Annotated in this window: 16 protein-coding genes and 1 pseudogene; 6 read left to right on the top strand and 11 right to left on the bottom strand. The window is 65.1% G+C overall.

The features are described 5' to 3' along the window. Positions 1-8 precede the first annotated feature (8 nt). The 4 genes from ACPXCG_RS21625 to ACPXCG_RS21610 all read right to left on the bottom strand — a co-directional run bounded on the left by ACPXCG_RS21625 (position 9) and on the right by ACPXCG_RS21610 (position 4,285). Positions 9-1,310 carry an ammonium transporter gene (locus tag ACPXCG_RS21625; protein ID WP_425794309.1) on the bottom strand — a complete coding sequence of 434 codons (1,302 nt, stop codon included), beginning with the start codon at positions 1,308-1,310 and terminating at the stop codon, positions 9-11. A gap of 148 nt (positions 1,311-1,458) precedes the next feature. After that, on the bottom strand, positions 1,459-2,331 hold the full coding sequence (locus tag ACPXCG_RS21620; RefSeq protein WP_425794308.1) for a D-hexose-6-phosphate mutarotase: 873 nt from the start codon (positions 2,329-2,331) through the stop codon (positions 1,459-1,461). A 61-nt stretch (positions 2,332-2,392) separates the two neighbouring features. After that, complete coding sequence (locus ACPXCG_RS21615) at positions 2,393-3,433, bottom strand: YihY/virulence factor BrkB family protein (protein ID WP_425794307.1); 1,041 nt, start codon at positions 3,431-3,433, stop codon at positions 2,393-2,395. Between the two features lie 165 nt (positions 3,434-3,598). Continuing rightward, on the bottom strand, positions 3,599-4,285 hold the full coding sequence (locus ACPXCG_RS21610) for a TetR/AcrR family transcriptional regulator (protein ID WP_425794306.1): 687 nt from the start codon (positions 4,283-4,285) through the stop codon (positions 3,599-3,601). Positions 4,286-4,448: 163 nt separating this feature from the next. Here ACPXCG_RS21610 and ACPXCG_RS21605 point away from each other — a divergent pair, with 163 nt between their 5' ends. Both ACPXCG_RS21605 and ACPXCG_RS21600 read left to right on the top strand, forming a co-directional pair. Beyond that, positions 4,449-5,195, top strand: a complete 747-nt coding sequence (locus ACPXCG_RS21605; protein WP_425794305.1) for a ferritin-like domain-containing protein — start codon at positions 4,449-4,451, stop codon at positions 5,193-5,195. Positions 5,196-5,396: 201 nt separating this feature from the next. Next, positions 5,397-6,824 carry a carotenoid oxygenase family protein gene (locus ACPXCG_RS21600; RefSeq protein WP_425794304.1) on the top strand — a complete coding sequence of 476 codons (1,428 nt, stop codon included), beginning with the start codon at positions 5,397-5,399 and terminating at the stop codon, positions 6,822-6,824. 26 nt (positions 6,825-6,850) lie between these two features. On the opposite strand, the gene ACPXCG_RS21595 is transcribed toward ACPXCG_RS21600, so the two are convergent. After that, positions 6,851-7,651: a crotonase/enoyl-CoA hydratase family protein gene (locus ACPXCG_RS21595; RefSeq protein ID WP_425794303.1), complete on the bottom strand. Its 801-nt coding sequence runs from the start codon at positions 7,649-7,651 to the stop codon at positions 6,851-6,853. A gap of 325 nt (positions 7,652-7,976) precedes the next feature. On the opposite strand from ACPXCG_RS21595, the gene ACPXCG_RS21590 reads away from it, so the two are divergent. Further along, on the top strand, positions 7,977-9,434 hold the full coding sequence (locus ACPXCG_RS21590) for an MFS transporter (protein ID WP_425794302.1): 1,458 nt from the start codon (positions 7,977-7,979) through the stop codon (positions 9,432-9,434). A gap of 43 nt (positions 9,435-9,477) precedes the next feature. Here ACPXCG_RS21590 and ACPXCG_RS21585 read toward each other — a convergent pair whose 3' ends face one another. Together ACPXCG_RS21585 and ACPXCG_RS21580 are read right to left on the bottom strand one after the other, a co-directional pair. Beyond that, complete coding sequence (locus ACPXCG_RS21585; RefSeq protein ID WP_425794301.1) at positions 9,478-10,341, bottom strand: class I SAM-dependent methyltransferase; 864 nt, start codon at positions 10,339-10,341, stop codon at positions 9,478-9,480. A gap of 91 nt (positions 10,342-10,432) precedes the next feature. Next, complete coding sequence (locus ACPXCG_RS21580; RefSeq protein WP_425794300.1) at positions 10,433-11,299, bottom strand: hypothetical protein; 867 nt, start codon at positions 11,297-11,299, stop codon at positions 10,433-10,435. A gap of 264 nt (positions 11,300-11,563) precedes the next feature. On the opposite strand from ACPXCG_RS21580, the gene ACPXCG_RS21575 reads away from it, so the two are divergent. Genes ACPXCG_RS21575 through ACPXCG_RS21565 form a run of 3 tightly spaced genes read left to right on the top strand, consistent with a single transcriptional unit; the run spans position 11,564 to position 13,247 of the window. Then, a complete protein-coding gene (locus ACPXCG_RS21575) occupies positions 11,564-12,277 on the top strand; it encodes a TetR/AcrR family transcriptional regulator (RefSeq protein ID WP_425794298.1) in 714 nt (237 codons plus the stop codon). Next, positions 12,274-12,513 carry a hypothetical protein gene (locus tag ACPXCG_RS21570; protein ID WP_425794296.1) on the top strand — a complete coding sequence of 80 codons (240 nt, stop codon included), beginning with the start codon at positions 12,274-12,276 and terminating at the stop codon, positions 12,511-12,513. The genes ACPXCG_RS21575 and ACPXCG_RS21570 overlap by 4 nt, the downstream gene beginning before the upstream one ends. Beyond that, a complete protein-coding gene (locus ACPXCG_RS21565) occupies positions 12,498-13,247 on the top strand; it encodes an aldo/keto reductase (RefSeq protein WP_425794515.1) in 750 nt (249 codons plus the stop codon). The genes ACPXCG_RS21570 and ACPXCG_RS21565 overlap by 16 nt, the downstream gene beginning before the upstream one ends. A gap of 338 nt (positions 13,248-13,585) precedes the next feature. Here the strand turns inward: ACPXCG_RS21565 and ACPXCG_RS21560 are convergent, their stop codons facing one another. The 4 genes and pseudogenes from ACPXCG_RS21560 to ACPXCG_RS21545 form a co-directional block, all read right to left on the bottom strand. Then, positions 13,586-13,981: a PLD nuclease N-terminal domain-containing protein gene (locus ACPXCG_RS21560; protein WP_425794295.1), complete on the bottom strand. Its 396-nt coding sequence runs from the start codon at positions 13,979-13,981 to the stop codon at positions 13,586-13,588. A 372-nt stretch (positions 13,982-14,353) separates the two neighbouring features. Then, the gene (locus tag ACPXCG_RS21555; protein ID WP_425794294.1) at positions 14,354-15,571 is read right to left on the bottom strand and encodes an arylsulfotransferase family protein; all 1,218 of its coding nucleotides are present in this window, start codon (positions 15,569-15,571) and stop codon (positions 14,354-14,356) included. 373 nt (positions 15,572-15,944) lie between these two features. Then, complete coding sequence (locus tag ACPXCG_RS21550; RefSeq protein WP_425794293.1) at positions 15,945-16,529, bottom strand: TetR/AcrR family transcriptional regulator; 585 nt, start codon at positions 16,527-16,529, stop codon at positions 15,945-15,947. Then, positions 16,526-17,235, bottom strand: a pseudogene (locus ACPXCG_RS21545) (zinc-binding dehydrogenase); the annotation flags it as partial. The gene ACPXCG_RS21550 and the pseudogene ACPXCG_RS21545, both read right to left, overlap by 4 nt. Positions 17,236-17,302 lie beyond the last annotated feature (67 nt).

The raw sequence follows: 17,302 nt of genomic DNA, 5'->3' as shown, positions 1-17,302 counted from the left end.
CGAACGTGCTAACCGCCGCCGGTGGGATGGAAATCGTAGGCGGACTCAGCATGCTGGCCGTCGTCGATTCCGTCGATCTCGTGCTCGCGGTCGGCCCGCAGCCCGATCGTGTACTTGAGGGCCAGCCCGATGACACAGGTGACCGCGGCGGCGTACCCGAGTACCGCAACCACGGCAACGGCCTGTCGCCACAGTTGGTCGACACCGCCACCGTAGAAGAGGCCGTCGACGCCGGCCGGTGCCGAACGCGAGGCGACGAGCCCGATCATCAACATGCCGACGACGCCGCTGACGAAATGGACACCGACGACGTCAAGTGAGTCGTCATACCGCCAGCGGAACTTCAGTTCGATCGCGTACGAACTGATCGCACCAGCGACCACACCGACCGCCAGCGCGCCCAGGGGAGTCACCGCCGAGCACGAAGGTGTGATCGCGACGAGGCCCGCGATCACACCTGATGCCGCGCCGAAGGATGTCGGTCGGCCGTGGCGGACCTGCTCGACGACGAGCCACGCAACCATCGATGCGGCCCCGGCCCCCAGCGTGTTGACCGCGATCATCGCGGCCGAACCGTTGGCTTCCAGCGCCGAACCGGCATTGAAACCGAACCACCCGAACCACAGCAGGCCGGCACCGAGCATGACGAACGGGAGGTTGTGTGGGCGCATCGGGTCCTTGGGCCAGCCCCTCCGGCGGCCCAGCAGGAGTGCCAGGATCAGCGCAGACGCACCCGAGTTGATCTCGACCGCGGTACCCCCGGCGAAGTCGATCGCCTTGAGGTGGGAGACGATCCAGCCGCCGTTCTCCTCGGTCAGGCCGGGTGCACTGAACACCCAGTGGGCGACGGGGACATAGACGACCAATGACCAGACCGTGGCGAAAACCACCCACGAGATGAAACGCATACGGTCGGCGACGGCACCCGCGATCAGCGCGACGGTCACCATCGCGAAGCCGGCCTGGAAGGCGACGAAGAGGATCGCCGGGATCGTTCCGACAAGAGGGATACCGGCCTGGTGTGCGGGGTCGTGGCCGTAGGTGTGATGCAGGCCCGGGAACGAACCGAAGCTGCCGATCAGCCCGGCGTGATCGTCGCCGAACGCCAGTGAGTAGCCCACCACGACCCAGATGATCCACACGATCGGGATCGCCGACAGACACATCATCATCATGTTCAGAACACTCTTGGACCTGACCATGCCGCCGTAGAACAAGGCGAGGGCAGGAGTCATGAGCAGCACGAGCGCGAACGCCGTGAGCATCCATGCCGTGTCGGCGCTGTCGGGGACACCGTACTTCGGGAACATGGCCGCCTTCCGTCGCGTGCGAGCGTCGAGAGTCTATCGGCTCGATGACGTTGCGCAGCAGAGGGTTAGATGATCGCGAACAGGACAATCAGGACATACCGGATGCGTGCGTGTCCTCGAGTCGGCCGGTCATACGCACGATCCGCAGTCACTCGAATGCCGTCACCGACACCGTCTGCCACAGTGAGTGGTCGCAGCCGGCCGGCACCTCGACCACATCTGGCCCCGCGTTGGCGGCCTCCACACAGAGGAACCCCCGCCAGTGCGATCCGACGTCGGCCATTCCCGACGCCACTTCCTCACCCGGATTCCACACCACGGCGGTTTGCCCGCCGCGGACCGACACCTCGATGGTCCGTTGCAGTCCCGGATCGACCAGACGGTAGTGGCCGCCGGCCCGCGGGTAGACCCGATCACTGCGTGGGTCATCGTTCTGTAGAACCCAATCGCCGTGCTGGATCTGGGATCGCAGGCCGTCGAACTTGTCCAGGTAGGTCGAGCCGTCGAGACCTTCGACGCGAACACGAGCCACATCGGAGACCTGGAAGTAGTTGTGGAACGCCTCGGTCATCGTGACGGTCTCGGCACCCGGGTTGTGGGTGTGCAGTCCCTGCTCCAGTGTGGTGCCGACACGAACCGTCATCCGCAGATTCAGATGTAGGTGATTCAGACCTTCGGGTGTCAGTTCCAGTTCGGTATCGCCGGATTCGGTCGTGCGTCCCGCGACCACCGACCAGCGCGCGGTGCGTGCGTAGCCGTGCGAGGGCACCTCATCGGTCTGTCCCTCACGCGCGAAGTACGGCCAGCACACGGGTGTTCCACCGCGAATGGGGGTCGGCGGGGGAGCGACGAGTGGAGACACCCAGAGCACGTCGTCGACCATGCCTGCCGGCATGAATGACAGCACCTGACCGCCGAACACCGAGATGGCAGCCGTGGCATGCGGGGTCGACACGAGGATTGCATCGAATCCGTGGACCGAGCCGAACCGCACGCCGTCGAGACCATCTGGTGCCGTCACGAATCCCAGCATGGCACAGCATCGTCTGCCCGGCGCCCGTGTTCGCGCGGTATCGGCACGACTATTGCTCGTCGTCACCCTCATCGGCGTCGGATCGGTCGGCGTTGCCTTCGCCGTCGCGCCGATGTTCGGGCGAGCTACCGGAGGGAGGATTGTCGAAAGTCACGTCGATCTCCTGGAATCCCTTGCTGCGCTGGGCCTGCGCTTGCGCCGAGTAAGCTGCTTCGTCTCCGGGCATGAGGACGACGTTGTCGGTGAACGGGGTCAGGAGCGACCTCGGATAGAGGCCGTCGACCCGCACCGCGTTGAACTCGAGGCAGATGACCACCATCACCGCGGCGAGATAGAGGAATGCCAGGAGGCCGAGCACGACTGCGAAAACGCCATTGGTGGCGCTCGCATTGGCGATGACGCGCTGGACAAAGACACTCCCGAATGTCTGTAACACCTGCCACCCGACAGCTGCGGCCAACGCACCCGGGAGCACGTCCCGGATGCTCACCGGACGGGCTGTGCCGAACCGGAACCCGACGACGAACACAGCGGTGTAGAGGATCAGCGACCCGAGCATCGCGAGCACTCGACCGTCGCCCCCGAGGTCGATGGCGGCGGTCACGCCGTTGAGCACCGTCAAACCGATGACCGCCAGGCCCACCGTCGACAGCAGCAACGAGCCCTTGATCCGCACCCGGATCGGATTCGGTCGCTCGTTGCGGGGAACCGCCCATACGATGTTCATCGCGTTCTGAATCGCCACGGAGACGCCGAGGGCACCGTATATCGCGCTCACCACGCCGATGGTCACCGCGGTCGTACTGCCGCTCAGCTGACCCGATTCGCCCAACTGATCGCCCACGACCGGGATCTGAGAGAGTGCCGAGTCGACGATGCGCTCCTGGAGGTCCGGGTTGTCCTCGAGCAGGAAACCGAGCACCGACGTGAGTACCAGCAGCAGCGGAAACAGCGAGATGAATCCGTAGTAGGTGATGAGTGCGGCGAGATAGCCGCCCTGATCGTCGAAGAATTTGTAGGCGACGGCCAGCGGAAAACCGGACTTCGGGTACTTGCGCTGGAAATTGTCGATGCGGTCTGACAGCGACACCCGCGCCACCTTTCCGTCGAAACCAACGCGTTCACCGCCGCAGGCGCCGGCAATCGGGGGCCGTGGCGGCGCCGAGTCTACGGGGTTTGCGTCGCTGAACGCGCAGTACACGCCGGTGGCAGCGATGCCGACAACTCAACGGGGCAATGACGCCCAGCGATCACGTCACCCCGGTGACACGGGCGCGGTCCAGACGCCCACCAGCAAGTCGACGAGGCCGAGGGCGAGCTCGTCCCAGGTGGTTCGCGCTGTGGGGATTCCGGCGGCGCGTGCACGTTCGAAGTCCGCGCACATCCCGACGGTGAGGAAGAAAGCACACTCCGCGCGCTCGGCACGCAGCTGTGGCGGCAGAAACGGCAACGTCTCCACCAGTCCCTGATAAGTGAGTAGGTTGGTCGGAGACGACACCAGCGATTCGTCGAGCAGGATGCTGCGCAGCTCGGGGTCAGCAATGAGTTGGGCACAGAATCTGGCGAAATAGGACGTCGCCCCGAGCTCGTCGAACCCGCCGGTGAAGGGGAGCACCTGACATTCGATCCACTGGCGGATACCGGCGTGGCGATCCATTCGATCGAACATTGCCTCGCGCTCGACCTCGATGCGCAGGTTGAACCTCTCGACCAAGGCCCGAACCAGATCGAGTCGGCTGTCGAAGTAGTAGCCGACCACCGCCGGATTGCCCTGGCCGGCCGCGTCGGCTATCTGCCGGTTCGACACTGCGTATATTCCACGCTCGGCAAACAGCCGTTCTGCTGTGGCCAGGAGCAGTTCCGTCGTTGCCCGGGCCTTGCGACCGCGCGTCGTGGTTTGCCCCTCGGCGTCATTACCGCCGACCTCGACCGTGTCTGTCATCCATCTACGTTCCCATGCGAATCGTTCGGCGAGCCCCCAGAACCCCCAGAACCCCCAGAACACACCGTAGGCAGGCGCCGCCCGGGCCCCGACAGGTGGCACGGGCCGGATTCGGTGGGTGCGCCTGAGCCACGCGCGGACAGGCGCTGTCTACCGTTGTCACATGACCGAACCGCATGAGTGGTCCGCGGAGTTCACGGCCAGAGCCGCGCGCCGGACGGCAGAGCCCGAGCCCGACTGGACGCATGCATCCCGATTACACCCCGCGGTGGTGCGGAGCGTGCAGAAGTTTCAGGTCGGAGAAAGCGGCGACGGCGCCCACCTGATCGCCAACGCGGCGACCGTGAGCGATCGAGATTACGAAACCGCCATCCGACTGTTTGTCGCCGAGGAACAGAACCACGCACGAATGCTTGCCGGGATACTCGGGTCTGCCGGAGCTCCGACGAAACGGGCGCACTGGTCCGATACCGTGTTCGTCCACCTTCGCCGACTCCTGGGCTTGAGACTCGAACTGATGGTCCTGGCAATCGCGGAGATCGTCGCGCTGCGTTACTACCGTGCGCTTGCCGATGGTGGAGACGATGAGCTGCTGACAGACGTTTCCGAGCGGATCCTCGACGACGAGCGGCACCACGTCCCGTTCCAGTGCCGTCGGCTCAACGTGGCCTTCGACGGAATGCGGGCGCCGGCCAGGATTCTTGTCAAAAACGCATGGCGCACACTCGCACTGGGCGTCGTGGTGGTGGTGGCAGTCGACCACGGTTCCGCACTCCGCGCGTGCGGGGTCACCCGGCGAACCTTTGTTGTCGACACGATGCAGCTGTTCGACGCCGCCGCCGCGATGGTCTTCGACGGCGTCCCGATGAGGGCCTGGAGCTACGACGAGGGATCAGGTCGTCGTAGGTGACACGTCGGCGGCATGCGCCCTCGACAACACGGACCTCATGAATGTTGTTCAGCACCTGAGGCTTCCGTCCTTCGACTGGTCGCGCGGGTTGTGTGCGCGCTCGGTCGTCGGTTCCTCTGAGTAGCTGGGCGGAGTAAGGTCCGTAAGGAAGGCCGTCCTCGTCCGTCACCAGAATGGGACGGTTCCGTCGAGGAGGCAGCCATGTCCACCACCGATCCCGGGACAGCGACCTCGTTCGTCGACGTGACCGACTATGTGTCCGGCCCATACGCACCGGTCGCCGATGAGATCACTGCATTCGATCTTCCCGTCGACGGAGAGTTGCCTGCCGAGTTGAACGGACGGTACGTCCGCAACGGGCCGAACCCTACCGACATCAGATCCCTCGATCTTCGCGCGCATCATTGGTTTACCGGGGACGGCATGGTGCACGGAATCCGGCTACGCGACGGCAAGGCAGACTGGTATCGCAATCGTCTCGTCGGGTCGGCGAAGATCTCCGCTGCTCGCGGCCTTCCGGATATCTCTGGCCCCAATTGGAGCGGGAACCAGGTCGGGCCGAACACAAATGTTGCCGGGTTCGCCGGTACCACCTGGGCCGTGATGGAGGCCGGTAGCTGCCCGGTCGAGCTTGACTACGAGTTGCAGACCGTGGGCCGCAACGACTTCTACGGAACTCTTCCCGGCGCCTTCACCGCCCACCCGAAGCGGGATCCGAGCACCGGCGAGCTGCATGCGATGGTCTACGCGTGGGCGCAATGGATGGATCATGTCCAGTACGTCGTCGTGGGTGCCGATGGCAGAGTGCGTCATACGCTCGACATCCCGCTGCCGGGCATGACGATGCTCCACGACATGTCCCTGACCCCCAACTGGGCGATCGTCTACGACCAGCCCTGCACCGTTGACATCGATGTCGCCATGACCGGCCGGTTCCCCTTCCGGTGGAATCCCGACTACGGCAACCGGATCGGTTTGCTGCCGCGCATCGGTGATGGCGGTACGGGTGCCACCGCAGCAGACATCGTCTGGATCGACGTCCCGCTCGGCTATGTCTTCCACCCCATGAACGCGTTCGAACGCGTCGACGGCACCGTGGTGATCGACGTCTGCAACTACCAGAAGATGTTCGCAGCAGATGTTTTCGGCCCGTTCGGGGATGGACTCAGTCGGCTGGAGCGGTGGGAGATCAATCCACGGCAACGCTCCTGTTCGGTCACCGTGATCGATGAGACCCCCAACGAGTTCCCGGTGCACCGGGGATCTGTGGGGCTCCAGGAGAACCGGTACGGCTACTGCTCAGCGCCTTCACTCGATCGTTCGCAGGGCTGGCCCACCCTCAAGCATGACCTCCTGACCGGCGAACGGCGCGTATTCGACCACGGGCCGGGCAGAGCGGCAGGGGAGCCCGTCTTCGTGGGGCGGCCCGGCGGCGACGATTCCGAGGACGACGGCTGGCTCATCACGTTCGTCCACGACATCGAGGCGGCGACGGCGGAGTTCGTCGTCATGGATGCACAGGAGTTCGACCGCCGCGGGTATGTCGCACGAGTGGCGCTGCCACAACGCATTCCGTTCGGATTCCACGGCAATTGGATCAGCGACGAATCGGTTCCGCCGCCTGGGTGATACACCCGCGTTCGCCGTCCGTTGTCTCAGTCCGGGTCAGCGAAGTGGGCGCCTCGACGTTCCATACCGGCAGCGACCGCTTCGAGTTGGTTGACCGAACCCATCAGTCCGACCTGCAGCTCACTCTCCAGCATCAGTGCCGTTGCCCTGTCCGCCCCGTTCCATGTCTCGTCGTAGAGTCGTTTGGCCGAGCGGACGGCATGGGGCGACTTGCCGGCGATCTCGTGAGCCAGTTCGAGTGCCGCAGCCAGCGGGTCGTCGACGACGCGGGTGGCGAGCCCCAAGCCGTGGGCTTCGGTACCCGAGATGATGCGGCCGGTGAAGGTGAGCTCCTTGGCGACGTCGGCAGCTACCAGGCGGGGGAGTGTCTGCGTGATGCCCATGTCCGGCACCAGGCCCCATTTGACCTCCATGATCGACAGCCGCGCATCCGGCGTCACGTAACGGATGTCGGCACCCAGGGCGATCTGGAGGCCGCCACCGAAACAATTGCCGGTGATCGCGGCGATGACCGGCACCGGGATCCGTGCCCAATCCGTCGAGACTCGCTGCGCATGGTTGGCCAGATGACCGGGCTCGCGTGTCAGCAGCGATGCTGCTCCGCCGCCCTGGCCCAGCGCCGAGATATCCAATCCGGAGCAGAAGCTCTTGCCCGCACCGTGGAGGACCACTGCACGGACCCGACGATCAGTGGCCAGGGCCCCGGTCGTGTCCAAGATCGCATCGAACATCGCGGGATCCAGCGCGTTGTGCTTCTCGCCGCGATCCAAGGTCACCGTGGCGACGCCGTCATCGCCGACGTCGACGCGTACCCGGTGTTCGCCCATCGACAATTCTCCTCGTCGGTTCCGTCAAGCCGTGTGCAAATGTTGCGAAGCGTGCTCGGCCATTCTAAGGATCGCGCCTGCCGAACCGTCTGCAAATGCGCCGGCAGACCTGACAGGACCGGCCCACCCACTCGCCGTTCCGTCGGTCGGGCGTGGGTTCTGCCTGGTCATCACCCCCTTCCGTGACGACGTTCACGGTCTTACACGTGCCGCCGGACGGCACGACAGCGCGCGACAGCCTGGCGACAGCGTGCGGCAGGACCACGACAGAGCCGGTCCCTAGCGTTGGCCGCAATTCCGCTACCCCTCCGGGAAGGAGATCCCGATGACCACCACCACACGAACCGCGACGTCGACAACGTCGCGCACCTACACCTCGCTCGCTGCGGCGTGGATTCCGCTCGCCGCCCTGTGCCTGGCCTTCTTCGTCGAGATGGTCGACAACACATTGTTGTCGATTGCTTTGCCGACGATCGGGCGCGACCTGGGCGGTAGCACCACGGCGTTGCAGTGGGTGACCGGTGCATACTCATTGACCTTCGGCGGACTTCTACTGACCGCAGGCTCGATCGCCGACCGATTCGGACGCCGGCGGGTGTTACTGGCCGGGCTCGCCGCATTCGGCACACTGAGTCTGCTCGTCGTGGCCGTGTCCACCACCGGCGAACTCATTGCGCTGCGCGCCGCGCTCGGTGTCGCCGCCGCGGCGATGGCCCCGATCACGAACTCACTGGTGTTCCGTCTCTTCGACGACGAGAAGCTACGGATGCGTGCGATGACGGTGATGATCGTCGTGGGTATGGCCGGCTTCGTCCTCGGTCCGCTGCTCGGTGGCACCGCGCTGGCACATGTGCGGTGGGAGTGGCTTCTGGTCGTGAATGCCCCGATCGCACTGATTGCCGCGATCGGCGTCCGATTGGGCGTCGCCGCCGACCGACCCGATGGCCTCACCAAGGATGCGCTCGACCTTCCCGGCGCACTGCTCAGCATCACCACGATCGGACTCGCGTGCTGGTCGATGACCAGCGGTGTCGAGCACGGTTGGCTGTCCACGCTCACCATCGGCTCCATCGTCGGTGCCGTCATCGCCGGCGCGGCATTTGTCCGGCACGAGTTGCGGACCGCATCGCCGATGCTGGACGTGCGACTGTTCGCCAACGGCACGGTCCGCGGTGCCACCATCGCCCAGGCCGGGACCGCGATCGCGATGGCTGCCACCATGTTCGGACTCATCTTGCACTTCCAGTACGCCTACGGCTGGAGCCCCGTCAAAGCCGGCCTGGCAAACCTGCCGATCATCATCACGATGCTTCTCGCGTCACCGCTCTCGGAGTGGCTCGCCGCACGTTTCGGTCATCGCATCGCCTGCCTGATCGGTGCGCTCTGCCTGGCCGGCTCGATGGGCGGCCTCGCTTGGGGCGTCGAACACGGCTACGCCGCAATCGCCGTCTCGATGGTCGTGATGACCATCGGCCTGCGCACCGTGATGACCATCTGCGCCGTTGCGCTGGTCAACGCGATGCCGGCCAACCGCACGTCGATCGGCACCGCTCTCAACGACACCGCGCAGGAAGTCGGTACCAGCCTGGGCACCGCCATCGTCGGTACTCTCATCGCCGCTCTGGTGACCACGCAACTACCCGCCGGCATCTGGAGCGGCGATCTCGTCGAGTCCTTCTTCCACGGCGAACGGATCACCTACGCCATCTTGGCGATCGTCGTCGGGGTGATCACCGCGGTTGGCGCTCTCACGCTGACCAATTCGCGTGCCACCGAAGAATGACGCTGTGACGAGAACGCGACATCGAGAGCCTCAGGACACGAGTTCAGCGCCTCGCCCGCAGGATTCGGCTCGCGCGCAATGCATGCGGCGGGTCGCTCTCGAACTCCGCTGACCCGTCGAGATAGCTGTCGATGAGCTCGGCGGCGGAATGGTCTTCGATGTCGGTGAAGCCACGAGCACGCAGGTGTCCCGCGATGTCTGCGGGAGTGAAGTAGCTGAACCACGGCTCGCCGGCCGCGGCCACGCGATTCGCACGTTCCTGTAACTGCGCTCGATCCTCGTCGGTGCCGGCCGGCTGCAGGTAGTCGAAGATGACTTCGGTCGGCGGGGTCTGACCGGCGATGTAGTCGAGGGTGGCGTGCACGGTATCCGAGGTCAGATAGAACACGACGCCCAGCCACACGAACACGGCTGGGTCAGACCTGCTGAATCCGCCGGACTCCAATTCTGTTGACAACAGATCGGTTTCGAAGTCAACGGGGACGAAGGCCAGGGTCTCGGGAACCTCGATTCCGGCCGCGACGAGTCGATCACGTTTCCACGCTTGCGTTGCGGGGTGGTCGACCTCGAACATTCGCAGGCACGGGTAGGGGTTGCGGTACGCGAAGGTGTCGAGACCTGCGCCCAGGATCACGACCTGCCGCACGCCCGCTGCGGCGGCCGCGCCCACCCGGTCTTCGGCAAATCGAGCACGAGCGGCAAAGAACAGGCGACGCGGTCGAAAGGTGGCGCCGCTCCCGGGACGATCCTCGGTGGGCTCGGCCAGACCGGTCAGCTCGTCGGCGGTCACTCCGACGAGGCGCGCCACGAGTGGATCGGTGAGGATTGTTGGCCGGTCGGCGATTTGGTGGTACGCGCGAGCGTACGCGGTCGCGAGCGCCGTTTGGCTGGGCTGCTCGTCATCCATGGTCACGAACCTACTCACGAACGTCGATTCCAGCGAACCACGGCACGTCGAGATGGACCCGCACGTGCAGCTCCTCGCGCCACTGTCGATCTCAGGTCGGCGTCGAGGAGATCTTCTCCAGGAACTCGACGGCGACCTGGTATTGCGGTTCCCCGCAATTCGGGCATTCGTTGCCACCACCGGGGATGTTGAGCCAGTATCCGGTGGCACCGGCGGTCTTGGCGGCGTTGTAGACCTCGATCATGTCGTCGGCGGTCACCTGCCGGCCGTTGGGGTTGGTGCTGACTCCTGCCAATACCGGAGCACCACTGGGATTGGCAGCGTAGGCGGCCTGTACGGCTTCCTTGACGAACGAGGTCGCGTACTGGGTCGCCTCCGTGCGCTGCGCCTGGATCTCGAAGCCGTCGGCGATCGCAGCACCCGGGGTGACCAACCGGTCGATGAACGCCTGATAGAGCGCATCCCCCGACAACCCGGGTTCGAGCACATTCATCAAGTTGATGGCGGGCGCGAAGATCACGCCCTTGCCGTAGCGATGGGCCACATCCTCGGCACGACGCAGCGCGCCGATCGGATCGCGCTGCTCCGGTTTCGGCGTCAACGACCACGCCTCCAGATCCAATAACAGCCAATGCATGGAATCCGGTACCTGTCCGGCGCTCAGTGCGGTCCCCAGGTCGGCCGCGCTGCGAAAGCTGAAGGTCGGGGTTCCGTTCGGCAGGTGACTGTTGGCGTGGACCTTCTGGACCAGCATCAGCGTCGAATGATTGTTCAGATTGTCGAGCTCCGACCTCGGCAGGCCGGCGTCGGCCAGGCCGGGTACCGACCCGGAGACCACGATCCAACGCGGGGAGGGCACCGACGGCGTCGACGGGGCGGCATCCGCACACGCCCAGACCGCGTTCGCCGCAAGGATCAGCACGAGCGCAGCCACCAGCAGACGCCACTTTCGTCGCACCTCATACTCCCAACGATATCCGGCGAATGTTCTGACCAGACGGTCATGACGCCCACATCGGTAGTGCCAGTGACCTTACCGGGCTCATCCGATCTGAGGTGTAGCGGCGACGGGCTGATCTGGTCGGGTTGTGGGTCGGGGTCCCCTGATGATGTGGGTTCCTACCGCGCCCAGGGCCGCGTACCGATGACCGCGGTGCGTTCCGGAACGGAGCCCGATAAATCGTTGGTACAGTCTCTTTGCCCCAGAATGTATCGTTGATATATGGAGTCAGGTAAGGCGCGCCTGGTGGCGGCGGCGCAATCGCTGCTGGCTGAGCATCCGCATCGCGAGCCGAGCACGCGCGAACTGTATGAGGCGGCCGGGGTGGCGGCGCCCACGCTGTACCACCACTTCGGCGACAAAGGCGGTCTGCTCCAGGTCGTCACGGAGGACGCCTTCACCGCGTACCTGGAGCGCAAGCGCGCCGTTCCTCGCTCCGGTGACCTGCTGGTCGACTTCGCGGCGGGCTGGGACATGCACATCGGTTTTGGCGTGGAACACCCGGTCTTGTACGCGCTCATGCACGACCGCGAGGAGGAGCGCAGTACCCGGGCGGCGCAGATCGCTGAGGAGGAACTGCGCCGCGGGCTGGAGCGCCTCGCCGAAGCGGGACTGCTCCGGATGGACGTGGACGAGGCAACCGCGTTGACGATGGCGATGGCGATCGGGTGCGTCACCCAGCTCAATCACAGCGGCGGGTCGGCTACCGGGCCCCTGGCACGTTCGATGTGCAGGGCGTTGTTGTCCGAGCTCACCGGCCGCTCATCGGAACCCACCGACGCCGAGCAGGCCGCCCGGCTACTGCTCGCCAGACTCGGCTCCGCCGCCGCCCTGTTCACCCAGGCCGAGGAGGCCCTGCTGCGGCAGTGGTTGCGCGTCCTGACCGAAGGCTCGGCACCTGTGCGGAACATACGAGAGGACGGACCAGACGAATGACAGATTCCACCAATGAGGAGTTCACCGGCACCCATCCGCTGGGAGGTAAGGATCGCGTCCCGCGTCTTGGGTACGGTGCCATGCAGTTGGCCGGGCCCGGAGTGATCGGCCTGCCAGATGACGTCACCGGTGCGATCGAGATTCTGCGCCAGGCCGTGGACAAGGGGTACGGTTCTTCGACACCGCAAACGCCTACGGTCCTCGTACGGTCAATCAGCTCATCGGACGGGCATTGAGTCCGCTCGCCGACGAGATCGTGATCGGGAACAAGGTCGGAGCATTGCGCGGTCCCGCCGGCGAGTGGCTGACCGACAGCCGACCCGACACGGTGCGAACGCAGGTCGAAGACGCCCTGCTCGACATGCGTACCGAGTCCAGCTCCCTCACCTACCTCCGGCTGTGGGGCGACAGCCAGGCACCAGGAAACACACCGGCCGAGAACGTGCCGCTCGAGGAGTCGCTCGGCGCGCTCATCGAGCTGCGCGAGGAGGGCAGGATCCGCCACATCGGGCTGTCCGGTGCCTCTCCCGAGATGTTGGAGCGTGCCCAACAGATCACACCCATCGCTGCCGTCCAGAATCGCTTCAACCTGATCGACCGCAGCGGCATCGAGGTCCTGGCGGCCTGCGAACGCGACGGCATCGCGTTCGTGCCCTACTTCCCCCTCGCCACCGGCGCCCTCGGCGAGCCCGAAGCGCTCACGCGGCCGGCCCGCCGACTCGGCGTCCCAACGTCCACGGTCGCTCTGGCCTGGTTGCTTCGACGCTCGCCCGTGATCATCCCGATCCCCGGCACCAAGTCCTCCGAACATCTGGCCGACAACATCCACGCGACCGAGATCGCACCGCACCTCACCGATGACGAGATCCGGGTGCTGACCGCGGTCGAGGACGAGGACTCCGCGACACTGAACACGATGTCCACGCAAATGGTCGACGCCCTGACACGGCGCCGCAGCGCGTCGGTTTGAGCTGACAGCGAGAGCGTTCAGGAGCCTTTTCGCGTGAACACCCGCGATCAGTGACCTCGAATCGGCCCCGCGGCAGATGACTGTCTGAGGGGGGCGTCTGGGATGGCTCGGCTGTGCTGTTCGGTGAACTAGGGGCACCGTCACCGTGTGTTTCGGCGATGGCTCCTGTGACTGCGCGAATATCATCGAGGCGACCAAGGGCCAGAGGTATTACTACGGCATCCGGCTCTACCGGCCCCGCGACGTCGACCAAGCTCGCGTCTTCATCGACGCGATACGCGCCAATCCCATTGTGGCAAAGGTCAGTTGAACACTTCGCGACAGCACGTGTGATCGACCTACGTGCTCACCGTGGGTGGTTCGTCGTCAGGGTCCGAGTCTCGTTGCTCTGCTGCGCGGCGTTGTTCGCGTGCAGCTTGGCGTTGCTGTTCGGCCCGATCACGTAGTCGTTGCAGGAATTCACGATCGGCATCGGGGTCTTCGGGGATGTAGCGTCCGGGCCGGTCGTACTCGGGAAAGTCGCCGGCCGCACCGGGCCGGTCGCGGCGGGGAAGGTCGTCGGCAGTGGGCCTGCCGAAGGCCAGCCACAGCAACGCGCCGATCAGGGGCACGATCACAACCAGCAATGCCCATGCCGGTTTCGGCATACCGCGCACCATCACGCTGTCAGTGGTGAGGATGTCGACCATCGCGAGCACCAGAATGACCAGGTAGATCAGACCGAGATAGGGCATCTGCCTTCACCTCCCGGGCGCGAAGTCGTGACGGCGGTCCAACTGAACCGCGGGCCCTGACCTTTGTGCGCCTGCGTCGTCATTCGACGAACAGCCCCCGCAGCGCTGCCCACACCGTTCACGCACACCGTTCCTCCGCCGAGGCCTCCGCGCACGCACGCCGTTGGCCACCATCATCGTCTCCCCACCGAAATCGCCCGCGGGCGCCAGCGCGTTACCGCACGCTGCCTGGCACTATCAGATGTGGCGTCAATGACCTGGCCATCGGTGGACTGTGGCGTCTGAGTTCGCTTGCAGAGTCGGTGAATCGTCTGCGACGGATACGATCTGCGCCGGGGAGGCGCACAGCGGAGGCCATAGCGCGGCCGCGTATCAGCGCGTCGGTGCCCAAGTCGCGGGATACGCCCGATAGGTACCGAATGGCAGGCGGGCGTCATAGACCATTTTGCCGGACGGCGTGAACTCGGAGATATGTGGCGCCATTCCCCAGCCGACGAGAGTGTTCCCGTTCGGAATCGGCTGAGCGTCTCCCATCGCGAAAGCCACCAGGTTGTCGGGGTGGGTCTGGTTGCGCACCAGGGTGGCCTGGTGGGTCGCGTGGTTGAGGTGGATCCACTGCACACTCGACAGGCCGTCGGTCTCGAAACCGCTCGAGTTGTTGTTGAACAGCCGAATGGTGTTCGGGCCTGCGAACTCGGCGTCGTGCTGGAAGGCGAACTGCACGCCGCGTCCCAGTGTGAAGGTCGAGTGCTTACCGCCGAGTCGCCACGTGATCGCGCCGCTCCGGACGTCGACGTCGTAGACCGTGGACGTGTCCCGCATCGAGATCACCAGGTCCCCGTCGGGATCGAGGGCGATCGAGTTGATGTGGTAGGGGTCGTAGGCGTCGCTACCAGGGGTCTTGCCGGTGACCGTCGAGTCCGTCAGCGGCACATGCTGGGCAGCGCTCCAACGCATCAGCACACGCTTGGTGGCCACGTCGACGACCGAGGCGACAGCGTCGTACATCTTGGCGGTCTTCGGGCCACCGATCGCGGTCAGATCGGCGTCGACCTCGTGGTAGGAGGTGACCAGCGCGCGGCCATCGGGGGTCAGCCGGAATTCGTGCACATCGGTGGGAGCGCCACCGGCATCGAGCTTTTCGATGACATGACCGTGCTCGTCGGCGATGTAGTCGGCACCCGAGCCATGTCCGCCGACCGTTTCGCCCTGCCACCAGGTCAGCACCCGTTTGCCATGGTAGGTCTGGGTGCGGAAATTGGAGACGTCCTGACCCGCAGGCGGGTCGTAGCGCCAGACCTCTCGCCCGGACTTGTCGACGACGATGTTGGCCGATTTGGCCGCCGGGATTCCCGAGGCCGCTTTGCCGACGCCGGGCACAAGCGCCGCTGCGCTGATGCCGCTGCTGTAGTAGATGTAGCCGGGCGTGGCGCCCGCGTTCACATCAACGGTGTACTTCGGCGCCCCGATGGGCAGACTGGGCAGGGGTGCTGCCATCGCGGTTACGGCAAGCGGGCCCGCGCCGATGCCGATCGACAGCGCCATAGCGGCGGTAGCGGTGCGACGGAGTCGTCGGGAGATCCGGGCCATGGTCGTTCCTCACTGGTTGTTCCGTGTGCGTCGCCATTCACGTGCGTGAGGTGGTCTGTACCAAGCCGGCACTGGGCGGTCGTACCACAAGAGTGATACCACGCGAATCTGAGAGCCCGACGCCGCGCTTATTGATCTCTGCTTCGGCGTCGTCGGGCGTGTACACCCTGTCGAGTGGATGGCGCCGTAAGCGACGAGGTCGACTTCGGTCGGGGAGAGAGGTTCTCCAACAATGCCATTCGCGCCAGATCTACTCGCCACACCTTGCCGGCCTTGTCGCAATTGGGAGGTTTGGGCAGTAAGGGTTCCATGGAAATGGTTACGCCCGTTGGGCTGTCGACGTTCAGAATGCGTGTAGTCACGTCGGTGATCGTCAATCAGGCTTGGGTGAGTATCCGAGAATGGCGTAGACCGACGAGGAAACCCGTTCGGCCACTGCCGCATCGGACGACATGTCGAGCTTGCCGTCGAGGTGGAGGAAAGCCAGGCCGTGAACGAGTGCCCAGACCGCGGTCGCCATCGGCTCCGACGCCGCGTCGGCTAAGGCCTGCTCGACGATCGAACCCAGGTAATCGTGAACTGCCGCGACGGCAGTGACGCGGTCGGGGCTGGCGGTGCCACATCCTTCGGTGAACATCACCCGGAAGAGACCCGGTCGGCGCAGGGCGAAGTTCACGTACGCAATCGCAACCGCGGCCAGATCCGCAGACGTGATGGGTGCCGGGTTGGCCTTGTTCAAGTCCTGCGCGAGTTCGGTGTAGCCCACGGCTGCAACGGCTGACAACAAGGCGTTGCGGTCAGGGAAGTGGCGGTAGGGTGCCGCGGTGGACACTCCGGCACGACGTGCGGCAGCGCGCAGCGACAATGCCTGTGCACCATCCGTTTCGAGCAACTCGACAGCAGCCCGTATGAGTGCACTGGGCAGATCGCCATGGTGGTAACGGGTGTCGGATGTCATGGCGCAGTGGCCGCACTTGTCGATGGTTCTGGGGGAATCAGCAGGACCTTGCCCACCGAGGCGGGGGAGTCGAGCATTGCGTGGCCGCGTTCGGCGTCCGCGAGCGGCAGGGTTGCCGAGATGACCGGGCGGATCAGACCCTGTTCGACGAGCGGCAATTGACCTCGCCGGTGAACCCGCCCTGCATACCGATGATCACCAGTCGGCCGCACACGGCGAGCGCGTCAACGTTACTGGAGAGATAGCTACCGCCCATGATGTCCAGAATCACTTCGGCCTGTCCGGCGAGTTCGGTCGCAAACTCCTGATCCCGGTAGTTGATGACGATGTCGGCACCCAGATCTCGGCAGCGTTGCCACTTTCTCCTCGGAGCCAACAGTCACATCGACCTTCGCGCCGAGTGCCTTACCGACCTGGATGGCATGTGTACCGTTGCCCCTGCCGCCGCCATGCACGAGCAGTGTCTCGCCTGCTCGTAGGCCGGCGGACCAGACCGTGCTGGCGACCTCGGGCAAGGCGCCGCCTCGACCAGCGAGAGACCGGCCGGCACCGGGAGCAGTTGATCAGCCGGGACAACGACGTACGTGGCATAACCGCCGCCTGCGATCAACACGCAGACCGGTTGGCCCAGTGCGAGACCGTCGACTTCGTTGCCGAGCGTGACGATCGTGCCCGACACCTCCATGCCCATGATGTTGGCAGGTCCCCGATAGTCGGTCCAGGCCGTTCTAGAGCCAGTTCCTACGTGCAGTTGATCAGTCGATCTCGCATCC

The organism is Gordonia sp. DT218 (assembly GCF_049847105.1).
GTDB lineage: Bacteria > Actinomycetota > Actinomycetes > Mycobacteriales > Mycobacteriaceae > Gordonia.
The sequence above is the reverse complement of the archived record's forward strand: the minus strand, read 5'-3'. Positions and strand labels throughout refer to the sequence as shown.

What these genes read in the sequence shown, in the direction of transcription:
- ACPXCG_RS21625 (WP_425794309.1), bottom strand. Translation starts at nt 1,310, where the DNA reads ATGTTCCCGAAGTACGGTGTCCCCGACAGCGCCGACACGGCATGGATG.
- ACPXCG_RS21610 (WP_425794306.1), bottom strand. Translation starts at nt 4,285, where the DNA reads ATGACAGACACGGTCGAGGTCGGCGGTAATGACGCCGAGGGGCAAACC.
- ACPXCG_RS21605 (WP_425794305.1), top strand. Translation starts at nt 4,449, where the DNA reads ATGACCGAACCGCATGAGTGGTCCGCGGAGTTCACGGCCAGAGCCGCG.
- ACPXCG_RS21600 (WP_425794304.1), top strand. Translation starts at nt 5,397, where the DNA reads ATGTCCACCACCGATCCCGGGACAGCGACCTCGTTCGTCGACGTGACC.
- ACPXCG_RS21595 (WP_425794303.1), bottom strand. Translation starts at nt 7,651, where the DNA reads ATGGGCGAACACCGGGTACGCGTCGACGTCGGCGATGACGGCGTCGCC.
- ACPXCG_RS21590 (WP_425794302.1), top strand. Translation starts at nt 7,977, where the DNA reads ATGACCACCACCACACGAACCGCGACGTCGACAACGTCGCGCACCTAC.
- ACPXCG_RS21585 (WP_425794301.1), bottom strand. Translation starts at nt 10,341, where the DNA reads ATGGATGACGAGCAGCCCAGCCAAACGGCGCTCGCGACCGCGTACGCT.
- ACPXCG_RS21575 (WP_425794298.1), top strand. Translation starts at nt 11,564, where the DNA reads ATGGAGTCAGGTAAGGCGCGCCTGGTGGCGGCGGCGCAATCGCTGCTG.
- ACPXCG_RS21570 (WP_425794296.1), top strand. Translation starts at nt 12,274, where the DNA reads ATGACAGATTCCACCAATGAGGAGTTCACCGGCACCCATCCGCTGGGA.
- ACPXCG_RS21560 (WP_425794295.1), bottom strand. Translation starts at nt 13,981, where the DNA reads ATGCCCTATCTCGGTCTGATCTACCTGGTCATTCTGGTGCTCGCGATG.
- ACPXCG_RS21555 (WP_425794294.1), bottom strand. Translation starts at nt 15,571, where the DNA reads ATGGCCCGGATCTCCCGACGACTCCGTCGCACCGCTACCGCCGCTATG.
- ACPXCG_RS21550 (WP_425794293.1), bottom strand. Translation starts at nt 16,529, where the DNA reads ATGACATCCGACACCCGTTACCACCATGGCGATCTGCCCAGTGCACTC.